This is a genomic window from Planktotalea sp., assembly GCF_039984035.1.
Classification (GTDB): domain Bacteria; phylum Pseudomonadota; class Alphaproteobacteria; order Rhodobacterales; family Rhodobacteraceae; genus Planktotalea.
In genome coordinates, this window is the sequence record NZ_JBDWVM010000474.1 from 24593 (window position 1) to 50114 (window position 25522).

The 25522-nt window shown below is 52.7% G+C and carries 25 protein-coding genes; 13 read left to right on the forward strand and 12 right to left on the reverse strand.

What is annotated here, in order from left to right:
• Window positions 1–129: 129 nt before the first annotated feature.
• Complete coding sequence (gene ccrA, locus ABJQ89_RS21360) at window positions 130–1413, reverse strand: crotonyl-CoA carboxylase/reductase (RefSeq protein ID WP_348498166.1); 1284 nt, start codon at window positions 1411–1413, stop codon at window positions 130–132.
• Between the two features lie 151 nt (window positions 1414–1564).
• The gene (locus ABJQ89_RS21365; RefSeq protein ID WP_348498167.1) at window positions 1565–2920 is read right to left on the reverse strand and encodes a 1-acyl-sn-glycerol-3-phosphate acyltransferase; all 1356 of its coding nucleotides are present in this window, start codon (window positions 2918–2920) and stop codon (window positions 1565–1567) included.
• A gap of 242 nt (window positions 2921–3162) precedes the next feature.
• Between ABJQ89_RS21365 and ABJQ89_RS21370 the strand changes: the two genes are divergently transcribed.
• Genes ABJQ89_RS21370 through deoD form a run of 3 tightly spaced genes read left to right on the forward strand, consistent with a single transcriptional unit; the run spans window position 3163 to window position 6339 of the window.
• Entirely contained in the window at window positions 3163–5142 is a 1980-nt protein-coding gene (locus ABJQ89_RS21370; RefSeq protein WP_348498168.1) for a protein meaA, read from the forward strand.
• 36 nt (window positions 5143–5178) lie between these two features.
• A complete protein-coding gene (locus ABJQ89_RS21375) occupies window positions 5179–5625 on the forward strand; it encodes a GNAT family N-acetyltransferase (protein ID WP_348498169.1) in 447 nt (148 codons plus the stop codon).
• 9 nt (window positions 5626–5634) lie between these two features.
• A complete protein-coding gene (gene deoD, locus ABJQ89_RS21380; RefSeq protein ID WP_348498170.1) occupies window positions 5635–6339 on the forward strand; it encodes a purine-nucleoside phosphorylase in 705 nt (234 codons plus the stop codon).
• Here the strand turns inward: deoD and ABJQ89_RS21385 are convergent.
• From ABJQ89_RS21385 to ABJQ89_RS21430, 10 genes are all read right to left on the reverse strand, one after another.
• Complete coding sequence (locus tag ABJQ89_RS21385) at window positions 6336–7178, reverse strand: DUF1989 domain-containing protein (protein ID WP_348498171.1); 843 nt, start codon at window positions 7176–7178, stop codon at window positions 6336–6338. The genes deoD and ABJQ89_RS21385 overlap by 4 nt on opposite strands.
• Before the next feature lie 124 nt (window positions 7179–7302).
• Window positions 7303–8082: a succinate dehydrogenase iron-sulfur subunit gene (locus ABJQ89_RS21390; protein ID WP_348498172.1), complete on the reverse strand. Its 780-nt coding sequence runs from the start codon at window positions 8080–8082 to the stop codon at window positions 7303–7305.
• A 12-nt stretch (window positions 8083–8094) separates the two neighbouring features.
• Entirely contained in the window at window positions 8095–8415 is a 321-nt protein-coding gene (locus ABJQ89_RS21395; RefSeq protein WP_348498173.1) for a succinate dehydrogenase, read from the reverse strand.
• The gene (gene sdhA / locus ABJQ89_RS21400) at window positions 8415–10220 is read right to left on the reverse strand and encodes a succinate dehydrogenase flavoprotein subunit (protein ID WP_348498174.1); all 1806 of its coding nucleotides are present in this window, start codon (window positions 10218–10220) and stop codon (window positions 8415–8417) included. The genes ABJQ89_RS21395 and sdhA overlap by 1 nt, the downstream gene beginning before the upstream one ends.
• 16 nt (window positions 10221–10236) lie before the next feature.
• Entirely contained in the window at window positions 10237–10608 is a 372-nt protein-coding gene (gene sdhD / locus ABJQ89_RS21405) for a succinate dehydrogenase, hydrophobic membrane anchor protein (protein WP_348498175.1), read from the reverse strand.
• Between the two features lie 10 nt (window positions 10609–10618).
• A complete protein-coding gene (sdhC, locus tag ABJQ89_RS21410) occupies window positions 10619–11002 on the reverse strand; it encodes a succinate dehydrogenase, cytochrome b556 subunit (protein WP_348498176.1) in 384 nt (127 codons plus the stop codon).
• A gap of 334 nt (window positions 11003–11336) precedes the next feature.
• A complete protein-coding gene (locus tag ABJQ89_RS21415) occupies window positions 11337–12368 on the reverse strand; it encodes a MaoC family dehydratase (RefSeq protein WP_348498177.1) in 1032 nt (343 codons plus the stop codon).
• Window positions 12369–12575, reverse strand: coding sequence for a DUF1737 domain-containing protein (locus ABJQ89_RS21420; RefSeq protein WP_348498178.1), 207 nt, complete (start codon window positions 12573–12575; stop codon window positions 12369–12371).
• Between the two features lie 3 nt (window positions 12576–12578).
• On the reverse strand, window positions 12579–13130 hold the full coding sequence (locus tag ABJQ89_RS21425) for an NnrU family protein (protein ID WP_348498179.1): 552 nt from the start codon (window positions 13128–13130) through the stop codon (window positions 12579–12581).
• Between the two features lie 6 nt (window positions 13131–13136).
• Complete coding sequence (locus ABJQ89_RS21430; RefSeq protein WP_348498180.1) at window positions 13137–13994, reverse strand: CoA ester lyase; 858 nt, start codon at window positions 13992–13994, stop codon at window positions 13137–13139.
• Window positions 13995–14284: 290 nt separating this feature from the next.
• Between ABJQ89_RS21430 and ABJQ89_RS21435 the strand changes: the two genes are divergently transcribed.
• The 10 genes from ABJQ89_RS21435 to ABJQ89_RS21480 all read left to right on the forward strand — a co-directional run.
• Entirely contained in the window at window positions 14285–14602 is a 318-nt protein-coding gene (locus ABJQ89_RS21435) for a hypothetical protein (protein ID WP_348498181.1), read from the forward strand.
• Window positions 14603–15178: 576 nt separating this feature from the next.
• Window positions 15179–16141: a malate dehydrogenase gene (gene mdh / locus ABJQ89_RS21440; protein WP_348498182.1), complete on the forward strand. Its 963-nt coding sequence runs from the start codon at window positions 15179–15181 to the stop codon at window positions 16139–16141.
• Between the two features lie 231 nt (window positions 16142–16372).
• The gene (gene sucC / locus ABJQ89_RS21445; protein ID WP_348498183.1) at window positions 16373–17569 is read left to right on the forward strand and encodes an ADP-forming succinate--CoA ligase subunit beta; all 1197 of its coding nucleotides are present in this window, start codon (window positions 16373–16375) and stop codon (window positions 17567–17569) included.
• 4 nt (window positions 17570–17573) lie between these two features.
• The gene (locus tag ABJQ89_RS21450; RefSeq protein ID WP_348498184.1) at window positions 17574–18065 is read left to right on the forward strand and encodes a hypothetical protein; all 492 of its coding nucleotides are present in this window, start codon (window positions 17574–17576) and stop codon (window positions 18063–18065) included.
• 17 nt (window positions 18066–18082) lie between these two features.
• Entirely contained in the window at window positions 18083–18964 is an 882-nt protein-coding gene (gene sucD / locus ABJQ89_RS21455; RefSeq protein ID WP_348498185.1) for a succinate--CoA ligase subunit alpha, read from the forward strand.
• A 158-nt stretch (window positions 18965–19122) separates the two neighbouring features.
• Window positions 19123–19812 carry a sulfotransferase family 2 domain-containing protein gene (locus ABJQ89_RS21460; RefSeq protein WP_348498186.1) on the forward strand — a complete coding sequence of 230 codons (690 nt, stop codon included), beginning with the start codon at window positions 19123–19125 and terminating at the stop codon, window positions 19810–19812.
• A gap of 14 nt (window positions 19813–19826) precedes the next feature.
• Complete coding sequence (locus tag ABJQ89_RS21465; RefSeq protein WP_348498187.1) at window positions 19827–22787, forward strand: 2-oxoglutarate dehydrogenase E1 component; 2961 nt, start codon at window positions 19827–19829, stop codon at window positions 22785–22787.
• Between the two features lie 3 nt (window positions 22788–22790).
• Window positions 22791–24269 (forward strand): 2-oxoglutarate dehydrogenase complex dihydrolipoyllysine-residue succinyltransferase, encoded by a 1479-nt coding sequence (gene odhB / locus ABJQ89_RS21470; protein ID WP_348498188.1) that lies wholly within the window; start codon window positions 22791–22793, stop codon window positions 24267–24269.
• 11 nt (window positions 24270–24280) lie between these two features.
• On the forward strand, window positions 24281–25261 hold the full coding sequence (locus ABJQ89_RS21475; protein ID WP_348498189.1) for a glycosyltransferase family 2 protein: 981 nt from the start codon (window positions 24281–24283) through the stop codon (window positions 25259–25261).
• Window positions 25258–25522: MAPEG family protein (locus ABJQ89_RS21480; RefSeq protein ID WP_348498190.1), on the forward strand; the 265-nt coding region annotated here is incomplete at its 3' end. The genes ABJQ89_RS21475 and ABJQ89_RS21480, both read left to right, overlap by 4 nt.

Sequence of the window (25522 nt, forward strand, 5' to 3'; positions counted from 1 at the left end):
CCCAGAAATAGGGAGGAGGCCCTAAATAAGCCTCTGAATTTACAGAACCGACCTTCCAGAACGCAAAACGCCCGCGAACACCTAAGTGATTCGCGGACGCATTGTTTCTTGTTTGGAAACGTTAAGAGCTTAACCAGCGTCCAACACATCTTCCAAAGTGCGCAGACCGGTCTTTGGCGCTTGAACAAGAACCGACATATTGCCCGGCTTATGCTCGTTCCGCAGCATCTTCATATGCGCGTCTGGCAGGTCGTTCCATTCGAACACCTCGGACATGCAAGGATCGAGGCGGCGTTCCACCATCAACTTGTTTGCGGCTGACGCTTGCTTGAGGTGCGCAAAGTGGCTGCCCTGCAGACGCTTTTGGTGCATCCACATGTAGCGCACGTCAAACGTCAGGTTGAAGCCGGACGTTCCTGCACAGATCACAACCATACCGCCCTTTTTCACAACGAAGGTCGACACTGGGAAGGTCGCTTCGCCAGGATGTTCAAACACCATGTCGACGTTGTTGCCTTTGCCAGTGATGTCCCAGATCGCCTTGCCAAACTTGCGCGCTTCTTTGAACCATGCCGCATATTCTGGCGTATTCACCGTCGGCAATTGGCCCCAGCAATTGAAATCCTTACGGTTCAACACGCCTTTTGCACCAAGACCCATAACGAATTCACGTTTGTCTTCGTCAGAAATGACGCCAATTGCGTTTGCACCAGCAGCGTTGATCAATTGGATCGCGTAAGAGCCCAAGCCACCAGAGGCACCCCAAACCAGAACGTTCTGGCCCGGCTTCAAATCATGCGGTTCGTGGCCGAACAACATGCGGTATGCCGTAGCAAGCGTAAGAGTGTAACAAGCGCTTTCTTCCCACGTCAGATGCTTTGGGCGCGGCATAAGTTGTTGCGCTTGCACATTTGTGAACTGGGCAAACGAACCGTCTGGCGTTTCATAGCCCCAAATACGCTGGCTGTTGGAATACATTGGATCGCCGCCATTGCATTCTTCATCATCACCATCGTCTTGGTTGCAATGAATCACAACTTCATCGCCAACTTTCCAACGTTTCACTTTGTCGCCAACGGCCCACACGATGCCAGACGCATCAGAACCTGCGATGTGAAACGGCTGACCATGACCATCAAAAGGAGAAATCGGTTGGCCCAAGGATGCCCAAACACCGTTGTAGTTAACACCAGCGGCCATCACGAGCACGAGCACTTCGTGGCTATCCAGAACAGGTACGTCGATCACCTCTTGCTGCATCGCAGTATCAGGTTCGCCGTGGCGCTCTCTACGAATTGCCCAAGCGTACATTTTCTTGGGAACAAAACCCAATGGTGGGATTTCGCCCATTTCATAGAGGTCTTTTTCAGGTGCGTCATACGATGCAATGCCGGTTTCTGTGTCCAGAGCCATAATGGCCTCCTGTATTGGTGTCCGCCGCAACGCAGAATCGTTGCTCTCCAACACGGGATAAAGTTCATCGCGCAACAATGCAACACCAGAAAGTAATTTTGAGTAACTTTATAACCCAGCAAATGCAGCATTTATCGCTGCACCTGCACAATCACTTAGAAAGATGGGCAATAGAATTGGCATAATATTGTAACGTGACCCGCTCCTTTTCCTCGATTTTGATCTGATCATTGTCCATTCGCACCAATCGGCGTTCGCTGATATGCTTGAAGGCGATCTCGGCAGCATAGCCAATATCATCACGCGGCATATGCACATGCGCGCCCTGCATGCGGTCCAAATGTTGCTGCATCAGCGCCGGCAACGCTTCCTTTGTTACGTGCGTCTCAGACAGCAAAACTGTCGCAAGAAGCGGCACAGGCACAACAGGGACCACATCCGCGATTTTTTCCATTAGCTCAGACGCGAGTTCTTTGGAATCAGGCGCGCCATGTTTGCTCACATGATCTTTCAAGGAGACGGGCGAACCAAAGCTAACAGCGGCATATCCAAATCGATGAAACCGACCGATGATCCGAAGCCAGATTTGTTTGAACATAAAGCCGGCAACAACAGAAATGCGCGCGCTAAAGCGCCTCGTCCCAGCCTCATCAGCAGCGATCAAAATACGGTCTTCGAGAACCCGATCATAATTCAAGGCAACCGGAACAAACAAAACATCGCGCCCGCCTTCTTCAAATCCATCGGTGATATATTTGAGAAGACCCATCTTAGGCGGGGCCAATTGACCATCGAGCGACAGCCCCCCTTCAGGGAACATTGCCTGTGTAACACCAGCTTGCGTGGCCAGATGAACGTATCTCGCTAAAACACGGCGGTAGAGATCACCACGTGAGCGACGCCGAATAAAATACGCGCCCATAGCCTTGATCAAACGGCTAAGCGGCCAAACACGGGCCCATTCGCCCACCGCATAGGCCAAAGCGGATCGTTCTGCTGCAAGGTAAGTCACCAAAACATAATCCATGTTGGACCGGTGGTTGATCACAAAGACGACCGTCGCCTCTTTGTCCAGACCGCTTAGCCCTGCTTCGTCGTGATAGCCAAGCCGCACACGGTAAAGCGCATTGCTTAGACCGCGGGCGATGCGAATAGCGACGCTGAAATAGGCCGTTGCGCTGAAGGACGGAACAATCTCTCGCGCATAACTGCGAGCGCGCTCAAACGCGACGTTTTCAGGAACTTTGTTCCGTTGCGCATATTCAGAAATCGCAAGACTGACCTCAGGATCATAGATCAATCGCTGAATCATATCGTGGCGGCGCGCCAGTTTGAACGGTTCGATTGGGCGTTCCAATCTTTCGTTCACGCGTTTCACCACACGTTCCATCCGACGGCGAAAGAACCATCTGACAGACGGAAACAGAAAATGGGACGCAAAAGTAATGACCGCAAAAAGCAGGATCAGGGCAAAAAGCCAGATAGGCATTTCAATGGTTTGCGTCATGGACGGAGCCTCGCAGTAAGGACGGCATCGGTAAACACGTTTCTCACTGGGGCAAAGCGGTAATTCACCACCTGTCAGTCTTTGGCATCACTTTCTAGCGCACAATGCGCGACCGAAACCCAACAAACGCTGCGCACGCAAAGCCTACATATGCCGCAATGCGGCAATTTTTGTGTTGCGCAAAATTCCATTTCATCCTATTCAAACGAAACATTATTACCTTTGCGATTCAGGGGCGTCTTATGACCGATACCAAAAATGCTATCAAAAAAGATCGCCCATGGCTTATCCGGACATATGCCGGTCACTCAACGGCCAAGGCGTCAAACACGTTATATCGCGGCAACCTCGCAAAAGGACAGACAGGTCTATCCGTCGCCTTCGACCTACCAACGCAGACTGGCTACGATAGCGATCATGTGCTCGCGCGCGGCGAGGTAGGTAAAGTTGGCGTACCCGTTTGTCACCTTGGTGATATGCGCACGCTGTTTGATCAAATCCCATTGGAGGACATGAACACCTCCATGACGATCAACGCCACCGCGCCATGGCTGCTCGCGCTTTATGTCGCTGCGGCTGAAGAGCAAGGCGCCGATGTTTCAAAGCTGCAAGGCACGGTTCAGAACGATCTGATCAAAGAATACCTATCGCGTGGCACATATATCTGCCCCCCTGCACCGAGCCTCAAGATGATCGCGGATGTGGCCGAATATTGCTACACGAACATTCCAAAATGGAACCCGATGAATGTCTGTTCCTACCATTTGCAAGAGGCTGGCGCGACGCCCGAACAAGAGCTCGCTTTTGCATTGGCAACAGCGACTGCAGTGCTTGATGAACTGCGTCCGCGCGTTCCTGCCGAAGATTTTCCAACGCTCGTTGGCCGTATCTCTTTCTTCGTGAACGCTGGTATCCGCTTCGTCACCGAGATGTGCAAAATGCGCGCGTTTGTTGATTTGTGGGATGAAATTTGCCGCGATCGCTATGGTGTTGAAGACCCCAAGATGCGCCGTTTCCGCTATGGTGTTCAGGTGAACTCGCTCGGATTGACGGAACAGCAGCCAGAGAACAACGTTTATCGTATCCTGATCGAAATGTTGGCTGTGACCCTCTCCAAAAACGCCCGTGCCCGCGCGGTTCAGCTCCCTGCGTGGAACGAGGCACTTGGCCTGCCGCGCCCTTGGGATCAGCAATGGTCGATGCGCATGCAACAAATCCTCGCATATGAGACGGACCTGTTGGAGTTCGACGATCTCTTTGATCAAAACCCGGCTGTTGATCGTAAAGTTGAAGAACTGAAGGCCGGCGCGCGCGCAGAGCTGGCGAACCTCGACAGCATGGGCGGCGCGATTAGCGCGATTGATTATATGAAGTCCCGCCTTGTCGACAGTAACGCGGATCGTCTCAACAAGATTGAGCGCAATGAAACCGTCGTTGTGGGCGTAAACAAATGGCAACAGGGTGAGCAATCACCGCTTCAGACCGAAGACGGCGGCATCATGGTTGTCGACCCTGCGGTTGAAGGTGAACAAGTCAGCCGCCTGCAAGAATGGCGCGCGAGCCGCGATGATGAGGCGGTGAAATCTGCCCTCGCCGCGCTGCGCGATGCATCTAGCAATGGTGAAAACGTTATGCCCGCGTCTATCGCCGCAGCGAAAGCGGGTGTAACCACCGGCGAATGGGCGGCGCAGATGCGCGCAGTACATGGCGAATATCGCGGACCGACAGGCGTATCTGCCTCCGTGTCGAACAAAACCGAAGGCCTTGATGACATTCGTGAGGCAGTAAACACTGTCAGCGATAAATTGGGACGTCGCCTTAAGTTTCTCGTGGGCAAGCCTGGCCTTGATGGTCACTCAAACGGCTCTGAACAAATCGCCTTCCGTGCACGTGATTGCGGAATGGATATCGAATACGACGGCATCCGCATGACGCCAGAAGAATTGGTCGCATCTGCCATTGAAACACAGGCACATGTTGTTGGGTTGTCTATTTTGTCCGGCAGCCATATCCCACTTGTGGAAGACCTAATGCAACGGATGCGCGCAGCGGGCCTTGGCGAAACACCTGTCATTGTCGGTGGCATCATTCCAGACGATGACGCAGAACGCTTGCTCGCGATGGGCGTCGCACGTGTTTACACACCAAAAGACTTTGAGCTGAACGCAATCATGTCAGATATCGTCACTCTCGCAGACCCCAGCGCTATTGCTGCTGAGTGATTGACCCCCGCGTGCGACGCCCCTACCGTCGCGCGCATGAATACACCCGTTACGATACGACCGCTTGAGCAAAGCGATGAAGCTGATTGGCGCCGTCTTTGGACCGCCTATCTGAAATTTTACGAAAGCAGCGTGCCCGAAGAGGTCTACCAAACGACGTTTGAACGTTTGATCGATCCCGCACGTACAAATCAATGCGCCGCGCTTGCCGTTGTAGATGGCAAGGCGGTCGGCCTTGTTCATTGGATTTATCATCCGCACAATTGGAAGATCGAAGATGTCATCTATCTTCAGGACCTTTATGCAGATCCAGCAGTTCGAGGCAAAGGCCTTGGGCGCGCATTGATCGAACACGTGTATGATGTGGCAGATCAGGGTGAAACGCCAACTGTCTATTGGATGACCCAAGAATTCAACACCACCGCGCGCCAACTTTATGATCGCATCGCGGCCAAGACCGTATTTGTACAATACAAACGCTAGGATATTCACATGACAATCCACATTGGGGCCGAGAAAGGCCAAATCGCAGAAACTGTTCTCATGCCAGGTGATCCCTATCGTGCGAAGTGGGCTGCCGAGACATTTCTTGACGATGCAGAACTCGTGAATGAAGTGCGCGGCATGCTCGGGTTCACCGGTACATGGCGCGGAAATCGCGTGACAATCCAAGGCAGCGGCATGGGCATGCCTTCGCTTTCGATCTACGCGAATGAATTAATGAAAGACTACGACGCAAAGACGTTGATCCGCATTGGGTCATGCGGCGGCATGCAGCCACACGTAGGCATTCGCGATGTCATTATTGCGATGACCGCCAGCACGTTGACCTCTCCCTCAAAAGGCTTCTTCAAAGAATTGAACTATGCGCCTTGCGCCGATTGGAGCCTGTTGCGCGCAGCAGTTAATTCCGCTGAAGGCAAAGGTACCAAGACGCACGTTGGCGGCATCTATTCCTCTGATGTGTTTTATGATGAACGCCCTGATCTGAATGAACAGATGGTGCGCCATGGTATCTTGGGTGTCGAAATGGAAGCGGCGGAACTTTACACGCTCGCCGCACGCTACAACGCGCGCGCGCTGGCGGTTCTCACCGTGTCTGATCACCTGCAAACGGGTGAAGCGCTTCCGTCTGAGGATCGCGAAACCAGCTTTGGCGAAATGGTAGAAATCGCGCTTGAAGCGGCCTTTGCCTAACGACCATGGGAGCGATCATAGCCGCTGGGCTTTGGTGGCTCCCATCCATCGAGAGCACCTGCTTTGGGCGCAAAGACTTCAACGAGCAGTGGATGGCATTGCGCCTCATCACTAGAATGCACCGTTGAGCAGTCTCCACCGGGGCAGGCACTTAAGCCGCCAAGCAAATCAATCTCCGCGAACAGTTCTAGGTAATCCGTTTTGCGTACGGGGCTGGCTTTCATAAAATACTGTCCCGTATCGCGGGTAAAACCGGTACACATGAAGACATTAAGAACATCATGGATATGCGACTCTGCCTCTCGCAGCGAGATACCAAGGTGATCAGACAGCGCGCGGGTCAGATTGGAATGGCAACAGTGATGGTACTGCGTTCCTGACAAGAGATTGCCCGTATAAGGATCGCAGCGCGTACCGATCACATCGTGAACCGATCCACCAAATTCATCGATGCCGTACCAACCAAGTGTGTCTTCCGTGATCGTCGCCATCGGGCGCAGATTGGGAAATGAACTCCAGAGTTGTTCCTTCGTGGTGACATGCGTTCCATGCAACGCACGGGTTTTGCCAGAATAGAAGCGCTCGCTCAGGTCATCCGCGTTCCAAAGGTTGAGATCGCCAACTTGCGACCCTTCTGGGCAAGACATGCGAACGAAATTGCCTGCCGGCACGCTAAAGCATCGCGCATCCCGTGCTGGCACCAAGGTTTCGCATACTTTCTCTGCCCCAATGCGGGCCTTTTGATAAAGCGCTAGGTTTGGCTTTGGCAGACCTTCGACGGGATAGCAGATGACAGGTTCAACTGCGCGGCGGGCGTCTGCATCGGATGGAATGTGCATGGGGTGGGCTCCTGAGTGTTGCGCAAACTATTGCGCCCATCGGCTTCCCACGCAAACCTTTTCGACACGAAAAACCCGCCACAAATCTGCAGCGGGTTTTCCAAGTCTTTAATAAGGCAAACGCTTAAACGGTGCGTTCGACCATCATCTTTTTGATTTCTGAAATCGCCTTGGCCGGGTTCAAACCCTTAGGGCAGGTTTTGGCGCAGTTCATAATCGTGTGGCAACGGTAGAGCTTGAATGGATCTTCCAATTCATCCAGACGCTCACCCGTCGCTTCATCACGGCTATCGATCAACCAACGGTACGCATGAAGCAGCGCTGCTGGTCCAAGATAGCGATCGCCGTTCCACCAGTAGCTTGGGCAAGATGTAGAGCAAGACGCACACATCACACACTCATAAAGACCATCAAGCTTTTTACGATCCTCGATAGACTGGCGCCATTCTTTCGCAGGGCGGTTCGTCTTGGTTTCAAGCCACGGCATGATAGACGCGTGCTGTGCATAGAAATGCGTCAGGTCAGGGATCAAATCCTTCACCACTTCCATATGCGGCAGTGGGTAGATTTTCACATCACCCTTGATCTCATCCATACCATAGATGCAGGCCAAAGTGTTGATGCCATCGATGTTCATTGCGCAGGAACCACAGATGCCTTCACGGCAAGAGCGGCGGAACGTCAACGTCGGATCAATCTCGTTCTTGATTTTGATCAACGCGTCCAAGATCATCGGACCACAGTTGTCCATATCAACCCAATAGGTATCAAGGCTTGGGTTTTTCCCATCGTCAGGGTTCCAACGGTAGATTTGGAACTTGCGAAGGTTGTTCACGCCTTCAGGCTTTGGCCATGTTTTGCCAGTCACCATGCGGGAATTCTTAGGGAGGGTCAGTTGTACCATCGTCTCACTCCTTTAAAGAAACAGGCCAAGGCCGTTTTGGGAAATGCAGCTCACCGTATCAGGGCGGGCTGCGATTGTTGTGACGGTTTCAACGGTGTCGGCTGTGACACCAGTTGCGCCCGCTTTCGCGATTTCGAAAATCTCAGCCGCAGACGCCGCGTCGATGATGCAATCCGTGATTGGAGATGCATCAACGCCAGGGAACTTATCTGCAACAATGCCATTCACAACGCTCTTGGCCGTCGTGCGGGCAAGTTGATCTGCCGTGTCTGATGCGGTTGAGACACAAGCCCCAAGCGCAACAGCTGTAATAAGTGGAAAAACAAGCCGCATTAGAAAGTCCGCTCTTTCGGAGCGATCTTCTTGAGCGAAATACCACCGTCTGCTTCTTTGGTCAGCGGATCTTTCACAACAGGGCGATGGGACAGGTCAACCTTTGGACCATCCACGCGGGCAATTGTGTGAACACGCCAATTTTCATCGTCACGCGTTGCGTAATCCTCGTGTGCATGCGCACCGCGGCTTTCTTTACGCGCTTCAGCGCCAACAATAGTTGCCATCGCGTTTGGCATCAAGTTGGTCAGCTCCAATGTTTCCATCAGATCAGAGTTCCACACCAATGAGCGATCTGTCACTTTGATGCTGTCCATTTTGCCAGCAACTGCTGTCATCTTCTCGACACCCTCTTTGAGGGTTTTGTCGGTCCGGAACACAGCCGCGTCCGCCTGCATGGTTTTCTGCATCTCAAGACGCAGTTCAGCCGTGCTTGTATCACCAGATGCATTGCGCAGGCCGTCAAAACGATCAAAGGCCGCATCAACAGATGATTGGTTCAGCTCTGCATTTGGTGTCTCTGGATCAACAACCTTACCCGCACGGATCGCAGCAGCGCGACCAAAGACCACGAGATCGATCAAAGAGTTTGAACCAAGACGGTTCGCACCATGCACGGAAGCACAGCCCGCTTCACCCACCGCCATCAGACCCGGAACAACAGCGTTCGGATCTTTTGCAGTCGGGTTGAGCACTTCACCGAAGTAGTTCGTCGGAATACCGCCCATATTGTAGTGAACCGTTGGTAGTACCGGAATAGGCTCTTTGTTGACGTCAACGCCTGCAAAAATCTTCGCGCTTTCCGAAATACCCGGCAGACGTTCTGCCAATGCTTCCGGTGGCAGGTGCGACAGGTTGAGGTGAATGTGATCACCGCCAGTACCAACACCGCGCCCTTCGCGAATTTCCATTGTCATACAGCGCGAAACATAATCGCGCGGTGCGAGGTCTTTGTAGTTTGGCGCATAGCGCTCCATGAAACGTTCGCCTTCGGAGTTGGTGAGGTAACCACCCTCCCCGCGTGCACCTTCTGTGATCAAGCAGCCAGAGCCGTAGATGCCTGTCGGGTGGAACTGAACGAATTCCATATCCTGAAGTGGCAGACCCTGACGCGCAACCATGCCGCCACCGTCGCCTGTACATGTATGAGCAGATGTCGCGGAGAAGTAAGCGCGGCCATAACCACCCGTCGCCAGAACAACCATCTTCGCATTGAAGACGTGCATTGTACCGTCGTCGAGCTTCCAGCAAACAACACCTTGGCATTGGCCATCTTCGGACATGATTAGGTCAATCGCGAAGTACTCGATGTAGAATTCCGCGTTATTCTTGAGGGACTGACCATAAAGCGTGTGCAAGATCGCGTGGCCGGTACGGTCAGCAGCTGCGCAAGTACGCTGAACGGGCGGGCCTTCACCAAATTCGGTCGTGTGACCGCCGAATGGGCGCTGGTAAATTTTGCCCTCTTCCGTGCGGGAGAACGGAACGCCGTAGTGCTCCAACTCGTAAACCGCTTTGGGCGCTTCACGGGCGAGGTATTCCATCGCATCTGTGTCGCCGAGCCAGTCAGAGCCTTTGACCGTGTCATACATATGCCACTGCCAGTTATCTGGCCCCATGTTAGACAAGGACGCCGCGATGCCACCTTGCGCCGCAACAGTGTGCGAACGCGTCGGAAAAACCTTGGTTACGCAAGCAGTGCGAAGACCTTGTTCCGCCATACCAAGCGTTGCTCGAAGACCCGCGCCACCAGCGCCGACCACCACAACATCATAGTCGTGGGTTTCATATTCATAAGCTGCCATTTGGTTGCTCCGAAACTTAAAGGGCGATTTTGGCGAGGGCGATCAGGCCGACGGCAATAACTGTGTAAGCGAAACCTTGTGTCGCAACGAGCGCGAGCTTTTGCGCAGTGCCATGCACATAGTCTTCGATGGCTTCATGCACTTCACGTAGCAGGTGCAACATGCCAACGATCAACGTCAGAACAGTCACGATCAGCGGGAATGGGCGCGCGTAGTAAGCCACCACTTCTTCTTGAGTACCGCCAAGGCTGTAAGCGAATGTGAAGACAAACAACGGGATCAGCACTTGCAAAAGGATTGAGCTTACGAGGTGCTGCCAATGATGATGCGTACCTTCACGAGCGGAACCCATGCCAACAGCGCGTTTTCGGTCAGTTAGAAATCTCATATCTCGCTCCTCAGAATATGATTGCGACGAGGAATGCCATGGCAACCGACGCAATGATCATGATGATCGCCATATTTTCCGACTCGCGCACCTCAACAAAATAGCCAAGGTCCCAGATCGCGTGGCGCAAACGGCCAAGCATGTGGTAAAAAATTGCGAATGTCGCGCCGAACAATACAAGATCACCCAGCCAACTGCGCATAAGGCCATCGATAAATGCGAATGCCGATTCAGATGTCGCGGCGGCCAAAAGCCACCATGCGGGGAAAATTGCGAGCGCGAAAATGGCAATCGCAGTAATCCGAACGAAGATAGACGACATTGAAGTCAGTTGCGGGCGGTAAATCGTCAAATGCGGCGAGAGCGGACGATTGCTCTGTTTCGTTTCAGCCATGTGCTTTTCCTTTCGGTACGCTTGGCACTGTTTTAACGCATAAATCCCTGCTGTCACCTTACCTAAATGTGACAATTTGGGGTTTTTTGATAGAAGTTGGAAAAATCTTGCACATTTGTGATCACACACATTAAGTCAGTGATCACAAATTAAATTCATAGTGTTTTTGTCGGAAAATATGACTCGGATTCGTATATCCAACCTTAGCGCTAACATGAAAAAATCGGCTATGAGGTGAGCTAATTGCAAAACCACAGCCGATTTCATTCGTGATCACAAAAATGCGAGCGCCGTGTGATCTATGGAATTTCATCCAGAGATCAACGCGTTTTCATCACTTTGGCATCAAAGCCCAGTAGTCGAGGTCTAGCAATACGCCCGGCAGATACTTGCCATCATCGCCCTTCAATTCAAAGGCTGCTCCAGCTTTATATGCTACCAAGCGCAGTCGGATAGCGCCTACGCCTGGCGCGTTTGTATCCGCTTTGTCCAACACTTCGGACCAAGCACGCACAGTATCGCCGCTAAAGCACGGATTTGCATGTGCGCCGCCATTGAGCCCAGCGATCATTTGCGCATTGGCCAAACCGTTGAAGGACAGCGCACGCGCCATTGATATCACATGACCACCGTAGATAAGGCGTTTGCCATCTTCGCGGTTGGTCGCGTCGAAATGAACCTTGGCCGTATTTTGCCACAAGCGCGTTGCCATCATGTGTTCGGCTTCTTCAATCGTCACACCATCAACGTGATCAATCGTTTCGCCCACATCATAATCGCCCCAACGATGTGGCTCTCCTGCGAGGGTCGTATCGTAGTCCGTAAAATCAAGACCAGCAGGAATACTGAGATCAGCGGCATCGAGGGTCTTCTTTAGTGTTGGCACAACAGTGTCTGGCGCTGGCGCGTCGACATCGCGTTTGCGCACCATGACCCAACGTACAAATTCCATCACCGTTTCATTGCGTTGGTTCAAACCAGAGGTGCGCACATAAACGACACCAGTTTTACCGCTCGAGTTTTGTTTGAGACCGATCACCTCAGAAACAGAGCGCAACGTATCACCCTCGTTTACAGGGAGCAGCCAGCACCCTTCTGCGTAACCAAGGTTGGCCACCGCATTCAGGGAAATATCAGGAACCGACTTTCCGAACACAACGTGAAATGCAGCCAGATCATCGATGGGAGACGCCTGCAAGCCACTCTTGCGCGCAAATTCGTCCGAAGAGTACAGCGCATGTCGTGCAGGATAAAGCGCATGATAAAGCGCGCGCTCGCCCCCTGAGACGGTTCGCGGTACGGCGTGCGCGATCACATCGCCAATACGATAGTCTTCAAAAAAGCGGCCTGCATTTGTCTTTAACATCTATTGCTGTCCCAGTTTCATTTCGGGGGTGTAGTCGGCATCCACCTCTTTGGTCACCGATTGCCCGCACCGCATAATGCCCTTAACGGGGTCAAACGTTTGCGTGGGCGAACCATAAAGCTCCCAACCCTTGGACAAGGCCTCGGACACTTTGTGACAGAATGCGGATGTATCATCTTCGCTTAAAAAGCGGTAAATCTTAGTCATGGCTTAGCCTCCAAAGGGCGAAACGCCCAGTGCTGTGTGGATCGCAACTGTGATCGCGAAAGTCACGAGCGTGATCACGACGAGCAGGATGTCTTTCTTTGCATCGCCCGGCTCTGGTCGCTCCCAAGGCCCAGCGCGGTTGATCAAGATGACAGCCCCAATCGCCCATGCCAGCATGCCACCGAACAAGATGATCGAAGCGAGATCACCGTTCACTAGCAGGTGAGCACAGGCCCAAGTTTTGACAGCCATCAATTGAGGGTGACGCAATTTACCGCGCAAACGCCCCGTTGTGGCGCTCATCCCGAATAGAAAAAACGCACCCAGCATCATCAGATTGTTGATGTGCGTAAAAAACGAAGGTGGTGACCAAACAGGAATAAACGCAGCCCAGCGATATCCAAAGATCATCATCAAGAGGCTGATGACGACCGCGATCGTGACAAACACACTTCCCTTGCCCCTATCCTCTAACGTCTTGCGATGCACTGGCAGCACGCGCCCAAAACTATGGGCAGCGGTCCAGAGAAGAAGGCCGAGAATGAGAAGGGTCATGGGGGATTACTCCGTAGCGATGGCTTCGATTGCCTTTGCTTTTGCCAGAGTTTCCCGTGCTGTCGCAACGTGTAGATTTTCTACGATCTTCCCATCGACCACTGCAACGCCCTGCCCGCTTGCCTCAACTTCGTCAAACGCTGCGATCTGGCGCTGTGCCAATTCGACTTCTGCCGCGCTCGGTGCAAAGGCCGTATTGGTCACCTCTACCTGCGCCGGATGGATCAATGTCTTGCCATCAAAACCCATGTCGCGACCCTGATCGCATTCAACTTTCAAACCTGCGTCATCTTTAAACGCGTTGTAGACACCATCGACAATGATCAAACCTTCGGCCTTCGCTGCGAGCAAGCAAAGCTGAAGCGACGTCAGCATCGGCAAACGATCCGCGCGATCACGGCTTTGCAGTTCTTTCGCCAAATCATTTGTTCCCATGACCATACCAGCCAATTTTGGATGAGCGGCGATTTCAGCAGCATTCAACATGCCACGTGGCGATTCCATCATAGCCCAAATCGGTAAATCACCTGTTATTTCAGCAAGGGCGTCAAGATCCGCCGAACGCGCGACTTTGGGCAACAGGATTGCATCGGCATCCATTTCAGTGACCGCCTTTGCATCAGAGGTCCCCCATTGGGTGTCCAAGCCATTGATGCGTACAATCTTAAACCGCGCCCCATAACCACCTGTTGCCAGCGCCTCTTTCAACGTATCACGCGCTGCTTCTTTTTCATCGACGGACACTGCGTCTTCCAGATCAAAGATGATCGCATCGACAGGCAAGTTACGGGCTTTATCCAGCGCGCGCGGCTTGGAACCAGGGATGTAAAGAACCGAGCGAAACGGGCGTTGGCGCATGTCCATGGAAATTCTCCTCGCAATAAAGTTGCGCACAACTAGCAAATTATTTCCATTTTATTCAAGAGCATTTTGCCGCATCGCAGCAAAAACATCTAAACTTCGACGCAACGTTCGTTGCTTTAACCATATCTATAGAGCTGATCCCGCATGTTTTGTCTCATCGCTGCGACTGGAACGCGAAGAAATCCTTGGTTGGAAACTTTGTTCCGACATCACGGCGAACGAATGAGCATTGAGCCCGTTTGGCAATACCGAGCCGACAAAGGGCCCAAGGAACTGTGAAGGAGACTGCAATGAATAGGCGAACTATGATCGGCGCTTTGGGCTTTGGAATTCTTGCGCTCGCGGCAACAACTGGCTTTGCGCAAAGCGCACGCAACTGCGCGCCTCGCGACGTTATCGTCGAACGATTGGCTGAAAAGTACGGTGAAGCACGCCAATCCGTTGGCCTTGGCGCCAATAATTCGATGGTGGAAGTGTTTGCGGCCAATGAAACCGGCACTTGGACAATCACTGTGACCATGGCGAATGGGCTGACCTGCCTTGTCGCCTCTGGTCAAAACTACGAAACTCTGGCCGAAGCATTACCAGCAAAAGGGTCGGACGCTTAGGCTTAATGAGATCAGATCACACAGTGTTAGCATTTGAGATCAGAGCAAAGCTAGCGCAAAACAGGCCTCTTCCTATTGAAACCACCTCGCTCGCGGTAAGCGTACTGATCAATTCCCCCCTAACCAGACGCCAAGATCGATCCGCAGCTAAGACCCGTCGTTTAAGCCTTAGCGCAGTGGTTGTGGTCAACAATTCTTCTGATGGCCGATCCCAAATAACGAAATAGGCTGTATGTAGCTTAAATTCGCTCTTCGAAGGATCAGAAATGTTGGTTAACGCGATCGCAGGGTGAACACGAACTCTAGGCGGGAATCGCAACGAATTCAAAACCTACGCGGGTGCTTTGGTCCTGTTTACCCCCCCTGTTCAAGCCCTTCACAGGGCGTGATCACAAAAAAGGTACGAACAAAAAGCGTCAAAGTGTTTTGGATATTTTCCTAGAACTTTTACACCTTTAGCGCGCGATTGCACAAAAATCTCTCATCACAAATGTCGTTGCCGCGTTGCAGCACACTTGCGCCAAAGCGCAAAGCGCACTAGCCATGCGGCGAATTTAACGGACCGGAGAGAGATCCATGGCCAGACCTAAGATAGCACTTATTGGTGCAGGACAGATCGGTGGCACACTTGCACACCTAGCAGCACTTAAAGAATTGGGCGACGTCGTCCTGTTCGATATTTCCGAAGGTACACCAGAGGGCAAAGCTCTCGACCTCGCAGAATCTGGCCCAGCTGAAGGCTTTGATGCGAACCTGTCAGGCACGCAGTCCTACGAGGACATTGCGGGCGCAGATGTTTGCATCGTCACTGCCGGCGTTCCACGCAAACCAGGCATGAGCCGTGATGACCTTTTGGGCATCAACTTGAAAGTTATGAAGTCCGTTGGCGAAGGCATCCGCGACCACGCTCCAGACGCATTTGTGATCTGCATCACCAACCCGCTCGATGCTATGGTTTGGGCACTTCGCGAATTTTCTGGCCTACCACACCACAAAGTTTGCGGCATGGCCGGTGTTCTGGACAGCGCACGCTTCCGTCACTTCCTCTCTGTCGAATTCGGCGTATCCATGCGTGACGTGACAGCGTTCGTTTTGGGTGGCCACGGCGATACCATGGTTCCACTTGAGCGCTATTCAACAGTTGCAGGTATTCCTTTGCCTGATCTGGTTGAAATGGGTTGGACAACTCAGGACAAAATGGACGCGATCATTCAGCGTACCCGTGATGGCGGCGCCGAAATCGTTGGCTTGCTGAAAACAGGTTCTGCGTTCTACGCCCCTGCGACCTCTGCAATCGAAATGGCAGAAGCCTTCTTGAAAGATCAAAAACGTGTTCTGCCATGTGCAGCGTATGTTGATGGCGCATTCGGCCTCGACGGTTTCTACGTTGGAGTTCCAACAGTGATCGGTGCTGGCGGTGTTGAGAAGATCGTCAACATCAACATGAACAAAGACGAGCAAGCGATGTTCGACAAATCTGTCGACGCGGTCAAAGGCTTGGTTGAAGCATGCAAAGGCATCGACCCATCCCTCGCGTAATCACGCACAAATAGCTTCGGAAAGCCCCAGAGTCCCACTCTGGGGCTTTTTCGTTTCTAATGAGTCGTTTTTTCCATTCTTTGCGAAACGATTCATATTTTGTGATCACACTGAAAATCCATGTGATCACAAATGTCGGAATTATTCTAATTACACAAATTTTTCATTTAAGCCGACGTTAATTCTAGCGTTATAGTCCCAGTTAATCGAAGCAAGACGGGACCGTTTCTAATGAACATCCACGAATACCAAGCCAAGGCTCTGCTCAAGAGCTATGGCGCACCTGTTTCAGACGGCCGCGCCGTGCTGAAAGCAGAAGATGCTAAAACAGCTGCTGGCGAATTGGACGGCCCACTTTGGGTTGTCAAAGCGCAGATCCATGCAGGTGGTCGCGGCAAAGGCACATTCGTCGAGGCAGACGCAGGCGAAAAGGGTGGCGTGCGCCTCGCTTTCTCCGCAGCTGAAGCGGCTGAAGAAGCCAAGAAAATGCTCGGCCGTACATTGGTCACGCACCAGACTGGCCCAGCGGGCAAGCAAGTCAACCGCATCTACATCGAAGATGGCTCTGACATCGAGGCGGAACTCTATCTCGCGCTTCTCGTGGATCGTCAAACGTCCCGCATCTCCTTTGTCTGCTCCACTGAGGGCGGCATGGACATCGAAGAGGTTGCTGCAGCGACTCCTGAGAAAATCGTCAGCTTCTCTGTTGATCCAGCGACAGGTTACCAACCTTACCATGGTCGTCGCGTTGCATTCTCCCTCGGCCTTAAAGGCGCGCAGGTTAAGCAGTGCGTTGCATTGATGGGCAAGCTTTACCAAGCCTTCGTTGAAAAAGACATGGAACAGCTAGAGATCAACCCGTTGATCGTTCTGGAAGGGTCTGGCGATCTTAAAGTTCTCGACGCGAAAGTCGGCTTTGATGGCAACGCACTTTACCGTCACGCGGACATCATGGAACTTCGTGATGAGACCGAAGAAGACAGCAAAGAGCTTGAAGCGTCCAAGTACGACCTCAACTACATCGCGCTCGACGGTGAAATCGGCTGCATGGTAAACGGTGCTGGCCTCGCGATGGCGACAATGGACATCATCAAACTCTACGGTGCTGAGCCTGCGAACTTCCTCGATGTTGGCGGCGGCGCGACCAAAGAGAAAGTGACAGAAGCTTTCAAAATCATCACCTCTGATCCACAGGTCAAAGGCATCCTCGTGAACATCTTCGGCGGCATCATGCGCTGCGATGTCATCGCGGAAGGCGTTGTCGCTGCGGTGAAGGAAGTTGGTCTGCAAGTTCCGCTCGTTGTGCGCCTTGAAGGCACGAATGTGGAAGAAGGCAAAGCAATCATCAACAACTCCGACGTTGATGTAATTGCGGCGGACGACCTCAAGGATGGGGCCCAGAAGATCGTTAAGGCGGTTAAGGGTTAACTAGATGCGAGTTTCGTCCTTTATTCTTGCGAGTTTTTTGAGCTTGAGTTCCTTATCAGGAGCTCAAGCCCAAAATGCAGGAATTGGACCTGGTGATCGATCTTTGAGCTTCGAGTATACGATTAATCTGTTCGTAGCAGTTTGCGTGAAACCAAAATTGGTTCTCACAAAGTCTGTTGAAACTTTAATTGCAAACAAATTCAAAGCTCATCCACAGACGGGAACCTACTACAACAATGTTTCCGACGTTTCGTTCAAGTTGAACCAAGCGTCTGGTCAGAAAACTTGCTCAATGGCCTTTTCTTCTAAAGAAAAAGCTATCGAGTTAGCGACGGCCTTAGCTATCTCAAGCGCCAATGGCGGCAAAGTAAACATTGATCCCAAAACAAACCGTTCACAAACGAAGTCCAGCCGAAACTCTTATATGACCTTCACGCCGGTTAGACGGCACAACGGTCGAAACTATTACCGCGCTGTTATCAGCACGGCGAAATGATCAAAGGAGCCAACTAAATGGCAGTCCTCGTAGACGAAAACACAAAAGTAATTTGCCAAGGCCTCACAGGCTCGCAAGGCACATTCCACTCCGAGCAAGCGATTGCTTACGGCACGAAAATGGTTGGCGGCGTAACGCCGGGCAAGGGCGGCACAACGCATCTTGACCTGCCGGTCTTCAACTCCGTGCATGAAGCCAAGCACGTCACCGAAGCGAACGCTTCTGTGATCTATGTTCCTCCCCCCTTCGCAGCAGATTCAATTCTTGAAGCGATCGACGCTGAAATGGAATTGATCGTTTGCATCACCGAAGGCATTCCAGTTCTCGACATGGCGCGTGTTCAACGCGCGCTTGAAGGCTCTTCTTCACGCCTTATCGGACCAAACTGCCCGGGCGTTATCACACCCGACGCTTGCAAAATCGGCATCATGCCGGGCCACATTCACAAGCGCGGCTCTTGCGGTGTTGTGTCCCGTTCCGGCACGCTGACGTATGAAGCGGTTAAGCAAACAACAGATCTCGGCCTTGGCCAATCTTCTGCTGTTGGCATCGGCGGCGACCCTATCAAAGGCACAGAGCACATCGACGTGCTGGAAATGTTCCTCGCGGATGATGAAACACAATCCATCATCATGATCGGTGAAATCGGCGGTTCTGCTGAAGAAGAAGCAGCGCAGTTCCTCGCAGATGAAAAGAAGAAGGGCCGTTGGAAACCAACAGCTGGTTTCATCGCTGGCCGCACGGCGCCTCCCGGACGCCGCATGGGCCACGCTGGCGCGATTGTTGCGGGCGGCAAAGGCGATGCAGAAAGCAAGATCGAAGCAATGCGCTCCGCTGGGATTGTTGTGGCCGATAGCCCAGCAACACTTGGTGAAGCTGTGATCGAAGCGATCGGTTAAAACACTTTGGGTGCGGGATATTCATTGATCCGCACCCAATATAACCTCCGAGACTGGAAGCAACGCGTGAAACAATATCAAAGCATAACGCACCGAACCTTTGCTGGGCATCGCCCAATCGCAAAAGTTTGCTCTGCGTTTGGGCGATATGTGATCTAATGCTCGTCTCACACACACATAAGTTTATTTTTCTCAAAACGAGAAAAACAGCAGGAACCTCGCTCGAAATGCTGTTTCAGCCCTTTTGCACACCTTCAGGGCATCTCGTGACTGAGCGCTGTGAAGGCTTGAACACATCCTTCGGAATTGTAGGCCACCGCTTATTGGATGCTGCGTCCAATGCGGCAGACGCCGTAAGAAAATTCCGCGCGCATCTACCCGCGGACAAAATCAAAGAAGTGCTTACCAAGGACCAGTGGAACAACTATTTTTGGTTTACCGCTGTGAGAAATCCGTTCTCTCGTTGTGTCTCTGGCTACTATTGCGAGAAGGCAGCGTATAAACTGGGTATCCCTGAGAATTTCGCCGCATTGAAACGTGATTTCGTCAGCTATTTGAAAAGCCCAAGCTTTCAAAATGATGAAAACGTAACGCACCGAGAAGGCGAGTTCATCATTCAGGACGCCATACGTTTTGAGACTATCCACGACGATATTTCTAGAATTGCTAAGAAGATTGGCGTTGAGAAAGACCTTGCGGAGTTGCCCGTCACCAAGAGACTTGCATCACGCGAAACCCGGCGACCGACCGCAGACTACTACCTAGACGAAGCCCGCGAGCTCGTTTTGACCCAAATGAAATGGGTTTTTGAACACTACGACTATTCAACAAACCCAAGAGACGCTTGAGTTAAGGATCACATATGACTGACCAAAGCCCCAACGACGTGTTCCACGCCTCCTCTTTTATGCAAGGCCATAACGCCGAGTATTTAGAGCAGCTTTATGCGCAATATGCGAGCGATCCAAATGCCGTCGATGCTGCATGGCAGGACTTCTTTTCCCAGCTTGGCGATGCCGATCTGGATGTGAAGGCCGAAGCCGCAGGCCCCTCTTGGGCGCGCGCCGATTGGCCGCCTGTTCCCTCTGACGATCTGACCGCCGCGTTAGACGGACAATGGCCTGCACAGCCCGAAACGAAGGCAGCGGGCGACAAAATCAAAGCTAAAGCAGCCGCTAAGGGTGTTGAGGTCAGTGACGACGCTATCAAGCGCGCTGTTTTGGACTCCATCCGCGCGCTGATGATCATCCGAGCTTACCGTATTCGTGGTCACCTTGCGGCGGACCTTGATCCGCTCGGTATGCGCGAAGAGTCCAAGCACCCTGAGCTTGACCCAAAATCCTACGGCTTCACCGATGCTGACATGGATCGCCCGATCTTTATCGATAACGTTCTGGGCCTGCAAATCGCATCCATGCGCCAGATCATTGAGATCGTAAAGCGCACCTATTGCGGCACTTTCGCGCTGCAATACATGCACATTTCCAACCCCGAAGAAGCGAGCTGGCTGAAAGAGCGCATCGAGGGTCTGGGCAAAGAAATCCAGTTCTCCCGCGAAGGTCGCAAAGCCATTTTGAACAAAATGGTTGAGGCGGAAGGTTTTGAGAAGTTCCTTCATGTGAAGTACATGGGCACAAAGCGTTTCGGCCTTGATGGCGGCGAAAGCTTGATCCCTGCGATGGAGCAAATCATCAAACGCGGCGGCGCGCTTGGCGTGCAGGATATCGTGATCGGTATGCCCCACCGTGGCCGCCTGTCTGTTCTTGCCAATGTGATGAGCAAACCCTACCGCGCGATTTTCAACGAATTCCAAGGCGGTAGCTTTAAGCCAGAAGACGTCGATGGGTCTGGCGATGTGAAATATCACCTCGGTGCCAGCTCTGACCGTGCTTTTGATGGCAACAATGTTCACCTGTCTCTGACGGCAAACCCTTCCCACCTTGAAGCGGTCAACCCCGTCGTGATCGGTAAAGTTCGCGCCAAGCAGGATCAATTGAACGACGAAGACCGCACAAAGGTTATGCCGATCTTGCTGCACGGCGATGCCGCGTTTGCGGGCCAAGGTGTTGTTGCAGAATGTTTCGCCCTGTCCGGTCTGCGCGGTCATAAAACTGGCGGTACAATGCATATCGTTGTGAACAACCAAATCGGGTTCACTACAGCGCCGCATTTCTCACGCTCGTCTCCTTACCCGACGGACAACGCACTGGTGGTGGAAGCGCCGATTTTCCACGTGAACGGCGATGATCCAGAAGCGGTTGTGCACGCGGCTAAGGTCGCGACCGAGTTCCGCCAAAAGTTCCACAAAGATGTGGTGATCGATCTCATTTGCTACCGCCGCTTTGGTCACAACGAGGGCGATGAGCCCATGTTCACCAACCCGGTGATGTATAAAAAGATCAAAACTCACAAAACCACGCTCAGCCTATATACAGAGCGTCTTGTGAAAGACGGCCTCATCCCTGAGGGCGAGATTGAAGACATGAAAGCCGCGTTCCAAGCACATCTGAACGATGAGTTTGAAGCAGGCAAAGACTACAAACCGAACAAGGCCGATTGGCTGGACGGCAAGTGGTCCCATCTTGATCGCAAAGAGGACGAATACCAGCGCGGCGCGACGGCAATTGCCCCAGAAACGCTCGCAGAGGTTGGCACAGCGCTGACGCGCGTTCCTGATGGGTTCCCACTGCACAAAACAGTTGGCCGCTTGCTCGATGCAAAAAAGAAGATGTTCGAAACCGGTGAAGGTTTTGACTGGGCAACTGGTGAAGCTTTGGCCTTCGGTTCGCTTTTGACCGAAAACATGGCCGTTCGCCTCTCTGGACAGGACTCAACGCGCGGCACATTCTCGCAGCGTCATTCCGGTATCGTGAACCAAGACACCGAAGAGCGTTACTACCCGCTAAACAATATCCGTGAAGGGCAGGCCCGATATGAAGTCATCGACTCCATGCTGTCTGAATACGCGGTGCTCGGTTTTGAATACGGCTACTCCATGGCTGAACCAAACGCATTGACACTTTGGGAGGCACAGTTTGGCGATTTCGCCAACGGCGCGCAGATCATGTTCGACCAGTTCATCAGCTCTGGTGAAAGCAAATGGTTGCGCATGTCTGGTCTAGTCGTCCTTCTGCCACACGGCTTTGAAGGTCAGGGACCAGAGCACTCTTCAGCACGCCTCGAGCGCTTCTTGCAGATGTGTGGTCAAGACAACTGGATCGTTGCGAACTGTACAACGCCAGCAAACTACTTTCACATCCTGCGTCGTCAGTTGCACCGCAACTACCGTAAACCACTGATCTTGATGACGCCGAAATCTTTGCTGCGTCACAAATTGGCGGTCAGCAAAGCGGAAGAGTTCACGACAGGCTCCAGCTTCCACCGCGTTCTGTGGGATGATGCGCAACATGGTAATTCAGACACCAAGCTGGTCGCAGATGATAAGATCAAACGCGTCGTGATGTGTTCGGGTAAGGTTTACTACGACCTGCTTGAGGAACGCGATGCACGCGGTATCGATGACATTTACATCATGCGTTTTGAGCAGTTCTACCCATTCCCGGCCAACTCCGCGAAGACAGAGCTCGGTCGTTTCAAGAACGCCGAAATGGTCTGGTGCCAGGAAGAGCCAAAGAACCAAGGGGGTTGGACCTTCATGGAACCGAACCTCGAATGGGCTCTGGAACAAGTCAAAGCAAAACAAACACGCCCTGTCTATGCAGGCCGCTCCGCAAGCGCCTCGCCTGCGACAGGTCTCGCAAGCCAGCACAAAGCACAACAAACAGCGTTGATCGACGACGCGCTGACACTGAAAGGGAAATAACCCATGAGCACTGAAATTCGCGTCCCAACTCTGGGCGAATCCGTGACAGAAGCCACAGTGGCCACATGGTTCAAGAAACCCGGTGATGCCGTGGCTGTTGATGAAATGCTCTGCGAGCTGGAAACTGACAAAGTGACGGTAGAAGTTCCGGCAACTGCTGCTGGCGTCATGGGCGAAATCGTCGCCGCAGAGGGCGATACGGTCGGCGTTGATGCGCTTTTGGCAACCATCGTCGCGGGCGAAGGCGCGGCGCCAGCGCCTGTTGCCGCCAAAACAGAGGCAGCGCCAGAAAGCGCTGCAAGCGTTGATGTCATGGTCCCAACACTGGGCGAATCTGTTACAGAAGCAACCGTTAGCACATGGTTCAAAAAGGTCGGTGACACCGTCGCGCAGGACGAAATGCTCTGCGAGTTGGAAACTGACAAAGTATCTGTCGAAGTACCTGCGCCAGCAGCTGGCGTCTTGTCCGAAATCACGGCGCCTGAAGGCTCAACAGTTGATGCATCCGCGAAATTGGCTGTGATCGGCGGCGCAAGCGCGTCTGCAGCGCCAAGCGCGGCCCCTGCAGCTGCACCTGCCGCGTCCACTAGTGGTAAGGACGTTGAAGATGCGCCTTCTGCCAAGAAAGCAATGGCCGAAGCAGGCATCAGCGCGGACGCCGTTACTGGTTCTGGTCGCGACGGCCGCATCATGAAAGACGACGTTGCAAAAGCTCTTGCTTCTGCGCCAAAAGCAGCGCCAGTCGCAGCTGCGCCGCGCGCGCCAGTTCCAGCGGATGATGCATCGCGCGAAGAGCGTGTGAAAATGACGCGCTTGCGTCAGACAATCGCTAAGCGTTTGAAAGACAGCCAGAACACAGCCGCCATGCTGACCACCTATAACGAGGTGGACATGACGGAAACGATGGCTCTGCGCAAAGAGTACAAAGAACTCTTTGAGAAAAAGCACGGTGCGCGTCTCGGCTTCATGTCCTTCTTCACCAAAGCCTGCTGTCATGCTCTGAAAGAGGTTCCAGAGGTCAACGCAGAGATTGATGGCACGGACATCGTCTATAAGAACTTCGTTCACATGGGCATCGCCGCTGGCACGCCAACGGGCCTCGTTGTTCCTGTCATTCGTGACGCGGACAGCATGTCTTTTGCGGAAATCGAAAAGGCGATCGCTGAAAAAGGTAAACGCGCACGTGACGGCAAACTGTCTATGGCAGAAATGCAAGGCGGCACATTCACCATCTCCAACGGCGGTGTGTACGGCTCCTTGATGTCCTCACCGATCTTGAACCCACCACAGTCCGGTATCCTCGGTATGCACAAGATCCAAGACCGCCCAATGGCGATCAATGGTGAAGTTGTAATCCGTCCGATGATGTATCTGGCGCTGTCCTACGATCACCGTATCGTCGACGGCAAAGGCGCGGTGACCTTCCTCGTGCGCGTTAAAGAAGCGCTGGAAGACCCACGTCGCTTGCTCATGGATCTCTGATAGGACATCCCGTGACCCAGGCTTCACAAGAAAAGACGGCCCTTGTTGCGTGCATGCGCAATGAGGGTCTCTTTATCCTAGAATGGGTCGCATATCATAAAGTGATAGGCTTCGATCAGATTGTCATCTGCTCGAACGATTGCACCGACGGTTCCGACATTTTGCTCGACGCACTGAGCGACGCAGGCGAAATCATCCATTTGCCGCATGTCGTAGGCGCAGACGATACGCCACAAGACAGCGGCATACGCGCTACTTTTTTGCACTTGGCTCAAACAGATATTGAATGGCTGGCGCATATAGATGCGGATGAATTCGTGAACATCGGGATTGGAGCAGGGAAAGTCACCGATTTGCTTGTTTCCGCCGGCATGGGCGACGTCATTGCCCTGCCGTGGTGGGCCTTTGGTGACAACGGTCACAAGGCGTGGCCCGGCGGCGTGCTTGAACATTTCACCCAAGCGGAAGAAAGCCCCGTTCCTGGACGTGCCAAATTCAAATCTATGTTCCGCTTCCGCAAGTTTGGCCACGCGAATGATCATATGCCTAGCCTTGCGTACGACGAGCATCCTGACGTTCGCAGCGCGGAGGGTGCGAAGCTGTCTGACGAAGGTGTGCACGCGAAAAAACGGGCAAAATATCGCCCCATTGATCTCGCGCTTTGCCCAGAGGTCGCCTGTATCAACCACTACGCTGTGCCTTCACGCGATGTCTTCTTGATGAAGAATGATCGCGGCGACGGACAAGGAAAACAAACTGATAAGTATCGAATTGGATCGCGCTGGCACCAAATCGCCAACCAAAACGCTAAACCAAACCACAGCATTCAACGCCATCTTGATGCCACTCAACAAGAGATGACGCGTCTGCGCGAAAACACTCAAATCGCACATGCTGAAACAAACTGCCTGTCTTGGTTTCATGCGCGGTGTCGCGAACTGCTCAGCGACACACAAATCGCAAGTTGGACAAAGAGAAAAGTATCGTCATGACACCTGAACTGACCGCCCTCGGCCTCGCTGCTCTTTTACAAGTCCTGCAGTTTTGTGCATACTCTTTAACATCCGTGAAACAGGTTGGCGTAAAAAAAGCGGCAGGACCACGCGACAACGCGATTGTCTTGTCAGGCGTCGCAGGTCGATTGCAGCGCGCCATGAATAACCACTTCGAAGCGTTAACACTCTTCACGATTGCCGTCGTCCTGATCACCTACTCCGATCAATCTAGCCCGGTCACAATGCTCTGCGCGTTCA

What these genes read in the sequence shown, in the direction of transcription:
- ccrA (WP_348498166.1), bottom strand. Translation starts at nt 1,413, where the DNA reads ATGGCTCTGGACACAGAAACCGGCATTGCATCGTATGACGCACCTGAA.
- ABJQ89_RS21365 (WP_348498167.1), bottom strand. Translation starts at nt 2,920, where the DNA reads ATGACGCAAACCATTGAAATGCCTATCTGGCTTTTTGCCCTGATCCTG.
- ABJQ89_RS21370 (WP_348498168.1), top strand. Translation starts at nt 3,163, where the DNA reads ATGACCGATACCAAAAATGCTATCAAAAAAGATCGCCCATGGCTTATC.
- ABJQ89_RS21375 (WP_348498169.1), top strand. Translation starts at nt 5,179, where the DNA reads ATGAATACACCCGTTACGATACGACCGCTTGAGCAAAGCGATGAAGCT.
- deoD (WP_348498170.1), top strand. Translation starts at nt 5,635, where the DNA reads ATGACAATCCACATTGGGGCCGAGAAAGGCCAAATCGCAGAAACTGTT.
- ABJQ89_RS21385 (WP_348498171.1), bottom strand. Translation starts at nt 7,178, where the DNA reads ATGCACATTCCATCCGATGCAGACGCCCGCCGCGCAGTTGAACCTGTC.
- ABJQ89_RS21390 (WP_348498172.1), bottom strand. Translation starts at nt 8,082, where the DNA reads ATGGTACAACTGACCCTCCCTAAGAATTCCCGCATGGTGACTGGCAAA.
- ABJQ89_RS21395 (WP_348498173.1), bottom strand. Translation starts at nt 8,415, where the DNA reads ATGCGGCTTGTTTTTCCACTTATTACAGCTGTTGCGCTTGGGGCTTGT.
- sdhA (WP_348498174.1), bottom strand. Translation starts at nt 10,220, where the DNA reads ATGGCAGCTTATGAATATGAAACCCACGACTATGATGTTGTGGTGGTC.
- sdhD (WP_348498175.1), bottom strand. Translation starts at nt 10,608, where the DNA reads ATGAGATTTCTAACTGACCGAAAACGCGCTGTTGGCATGGGTTCCGCT.
- sdhC (WP_348498176.1), bottom strand. Translation starts at nt 11,002, where the DNA reads ATGGCTGAAACGAAACAGAGCAATCGTCCGCTCTCGCCGCATTTGACG.
- ABJQ89_RS21415 (WP_348498177.1), bottom strand. Translation starts at nt 12,368, where the DNA reads ATGTTAAAGACAAATGCAGGCCGCTTTTTTGAAGACTATCGTATTGGC.
- ABJQ89_RS21420 (WP_348498178.1), bottom strand. Translation starts at nt 12,575, where the DNA reads ATGACTAAGATTTACCGCTTTTTAAGCGAAGATGATACATCCGCATTC.
- ABJQ89_RS21425 (WP_348498179.1), bottom strand. Translation starts at nt 13,130, where the DNA reads ATGACCCTTCTCATTCTCGGCCTTCTTCTCTGGACCGCTGCCCATAGT.
- ABJQ89_RS21430 (WP_348498180.1), bottom strand. Translation starts at nt 13,994, where the DNA reads ATGGACATGCGCCAACGCCCGTTTCGCTCGGTTCTTTACATCCCTGGT.
- ABJQ89_RS21435 (WP_348498181.1), top strand. Translation starts at nt 14,285, where the DNA reads ATGAATAGGCGAACTATGATCGGCGCTTTGGGCTTTGGAATTCTTGCG.
- mdh (WP_348498182.1), top strand. Translation starts at nt 15,179, where the DNA reads ATGGCCAGACCTAAGATAGCACTTATTGGTGCAGGACAGATCGGTGGC.
- sucC (WP_348498183.1), top strand. Translation starts at nt 16,373, where the DNA reads ATGAACATCCACGAATACCAAGCCAAGGCTCTGCTCAAGAGCTATGGC.
- ABJQ89_RS21450 (WP_348498184.1), top strand. Translation starts at nt 17,574, where the DNA reads ATGCGAGTTTCGTCCTTTATTCTTGCGAGTTTTTTGAGCTTGAGTTCC.
- sucD (WP_348498185.1), top strand. Translation starts at nt 18,083, where the DNA reads ATGGCAGTCCTCGTAGACGAAAACACAAAAGTAATTTGCCAAGGCCTC.
- ABJQ89_RS21460 (WP_348498186.1), top strand. Translation starts at nt 19,123, where the DNA reads ATGCTCGTCTCACACACACATAAGTTTATTTTTCTCAAAACGAGAAAA.
- ABJQ89_RS21465 (WP_348498187.1), top strand. Translation starts at nt 19,827, where the DNA reads ATGACTGACCAAAGCCCCAACGACGTGTTCCACGCCTCCTCTTTTATG.
- odhB (WP_348498188.1), top strand. Translation starts at nt 22,791, where the DNA reads ATGAGCACTGAAATTCGCGTCCCAACTCTGGGCGAATCCGTGACAGAA.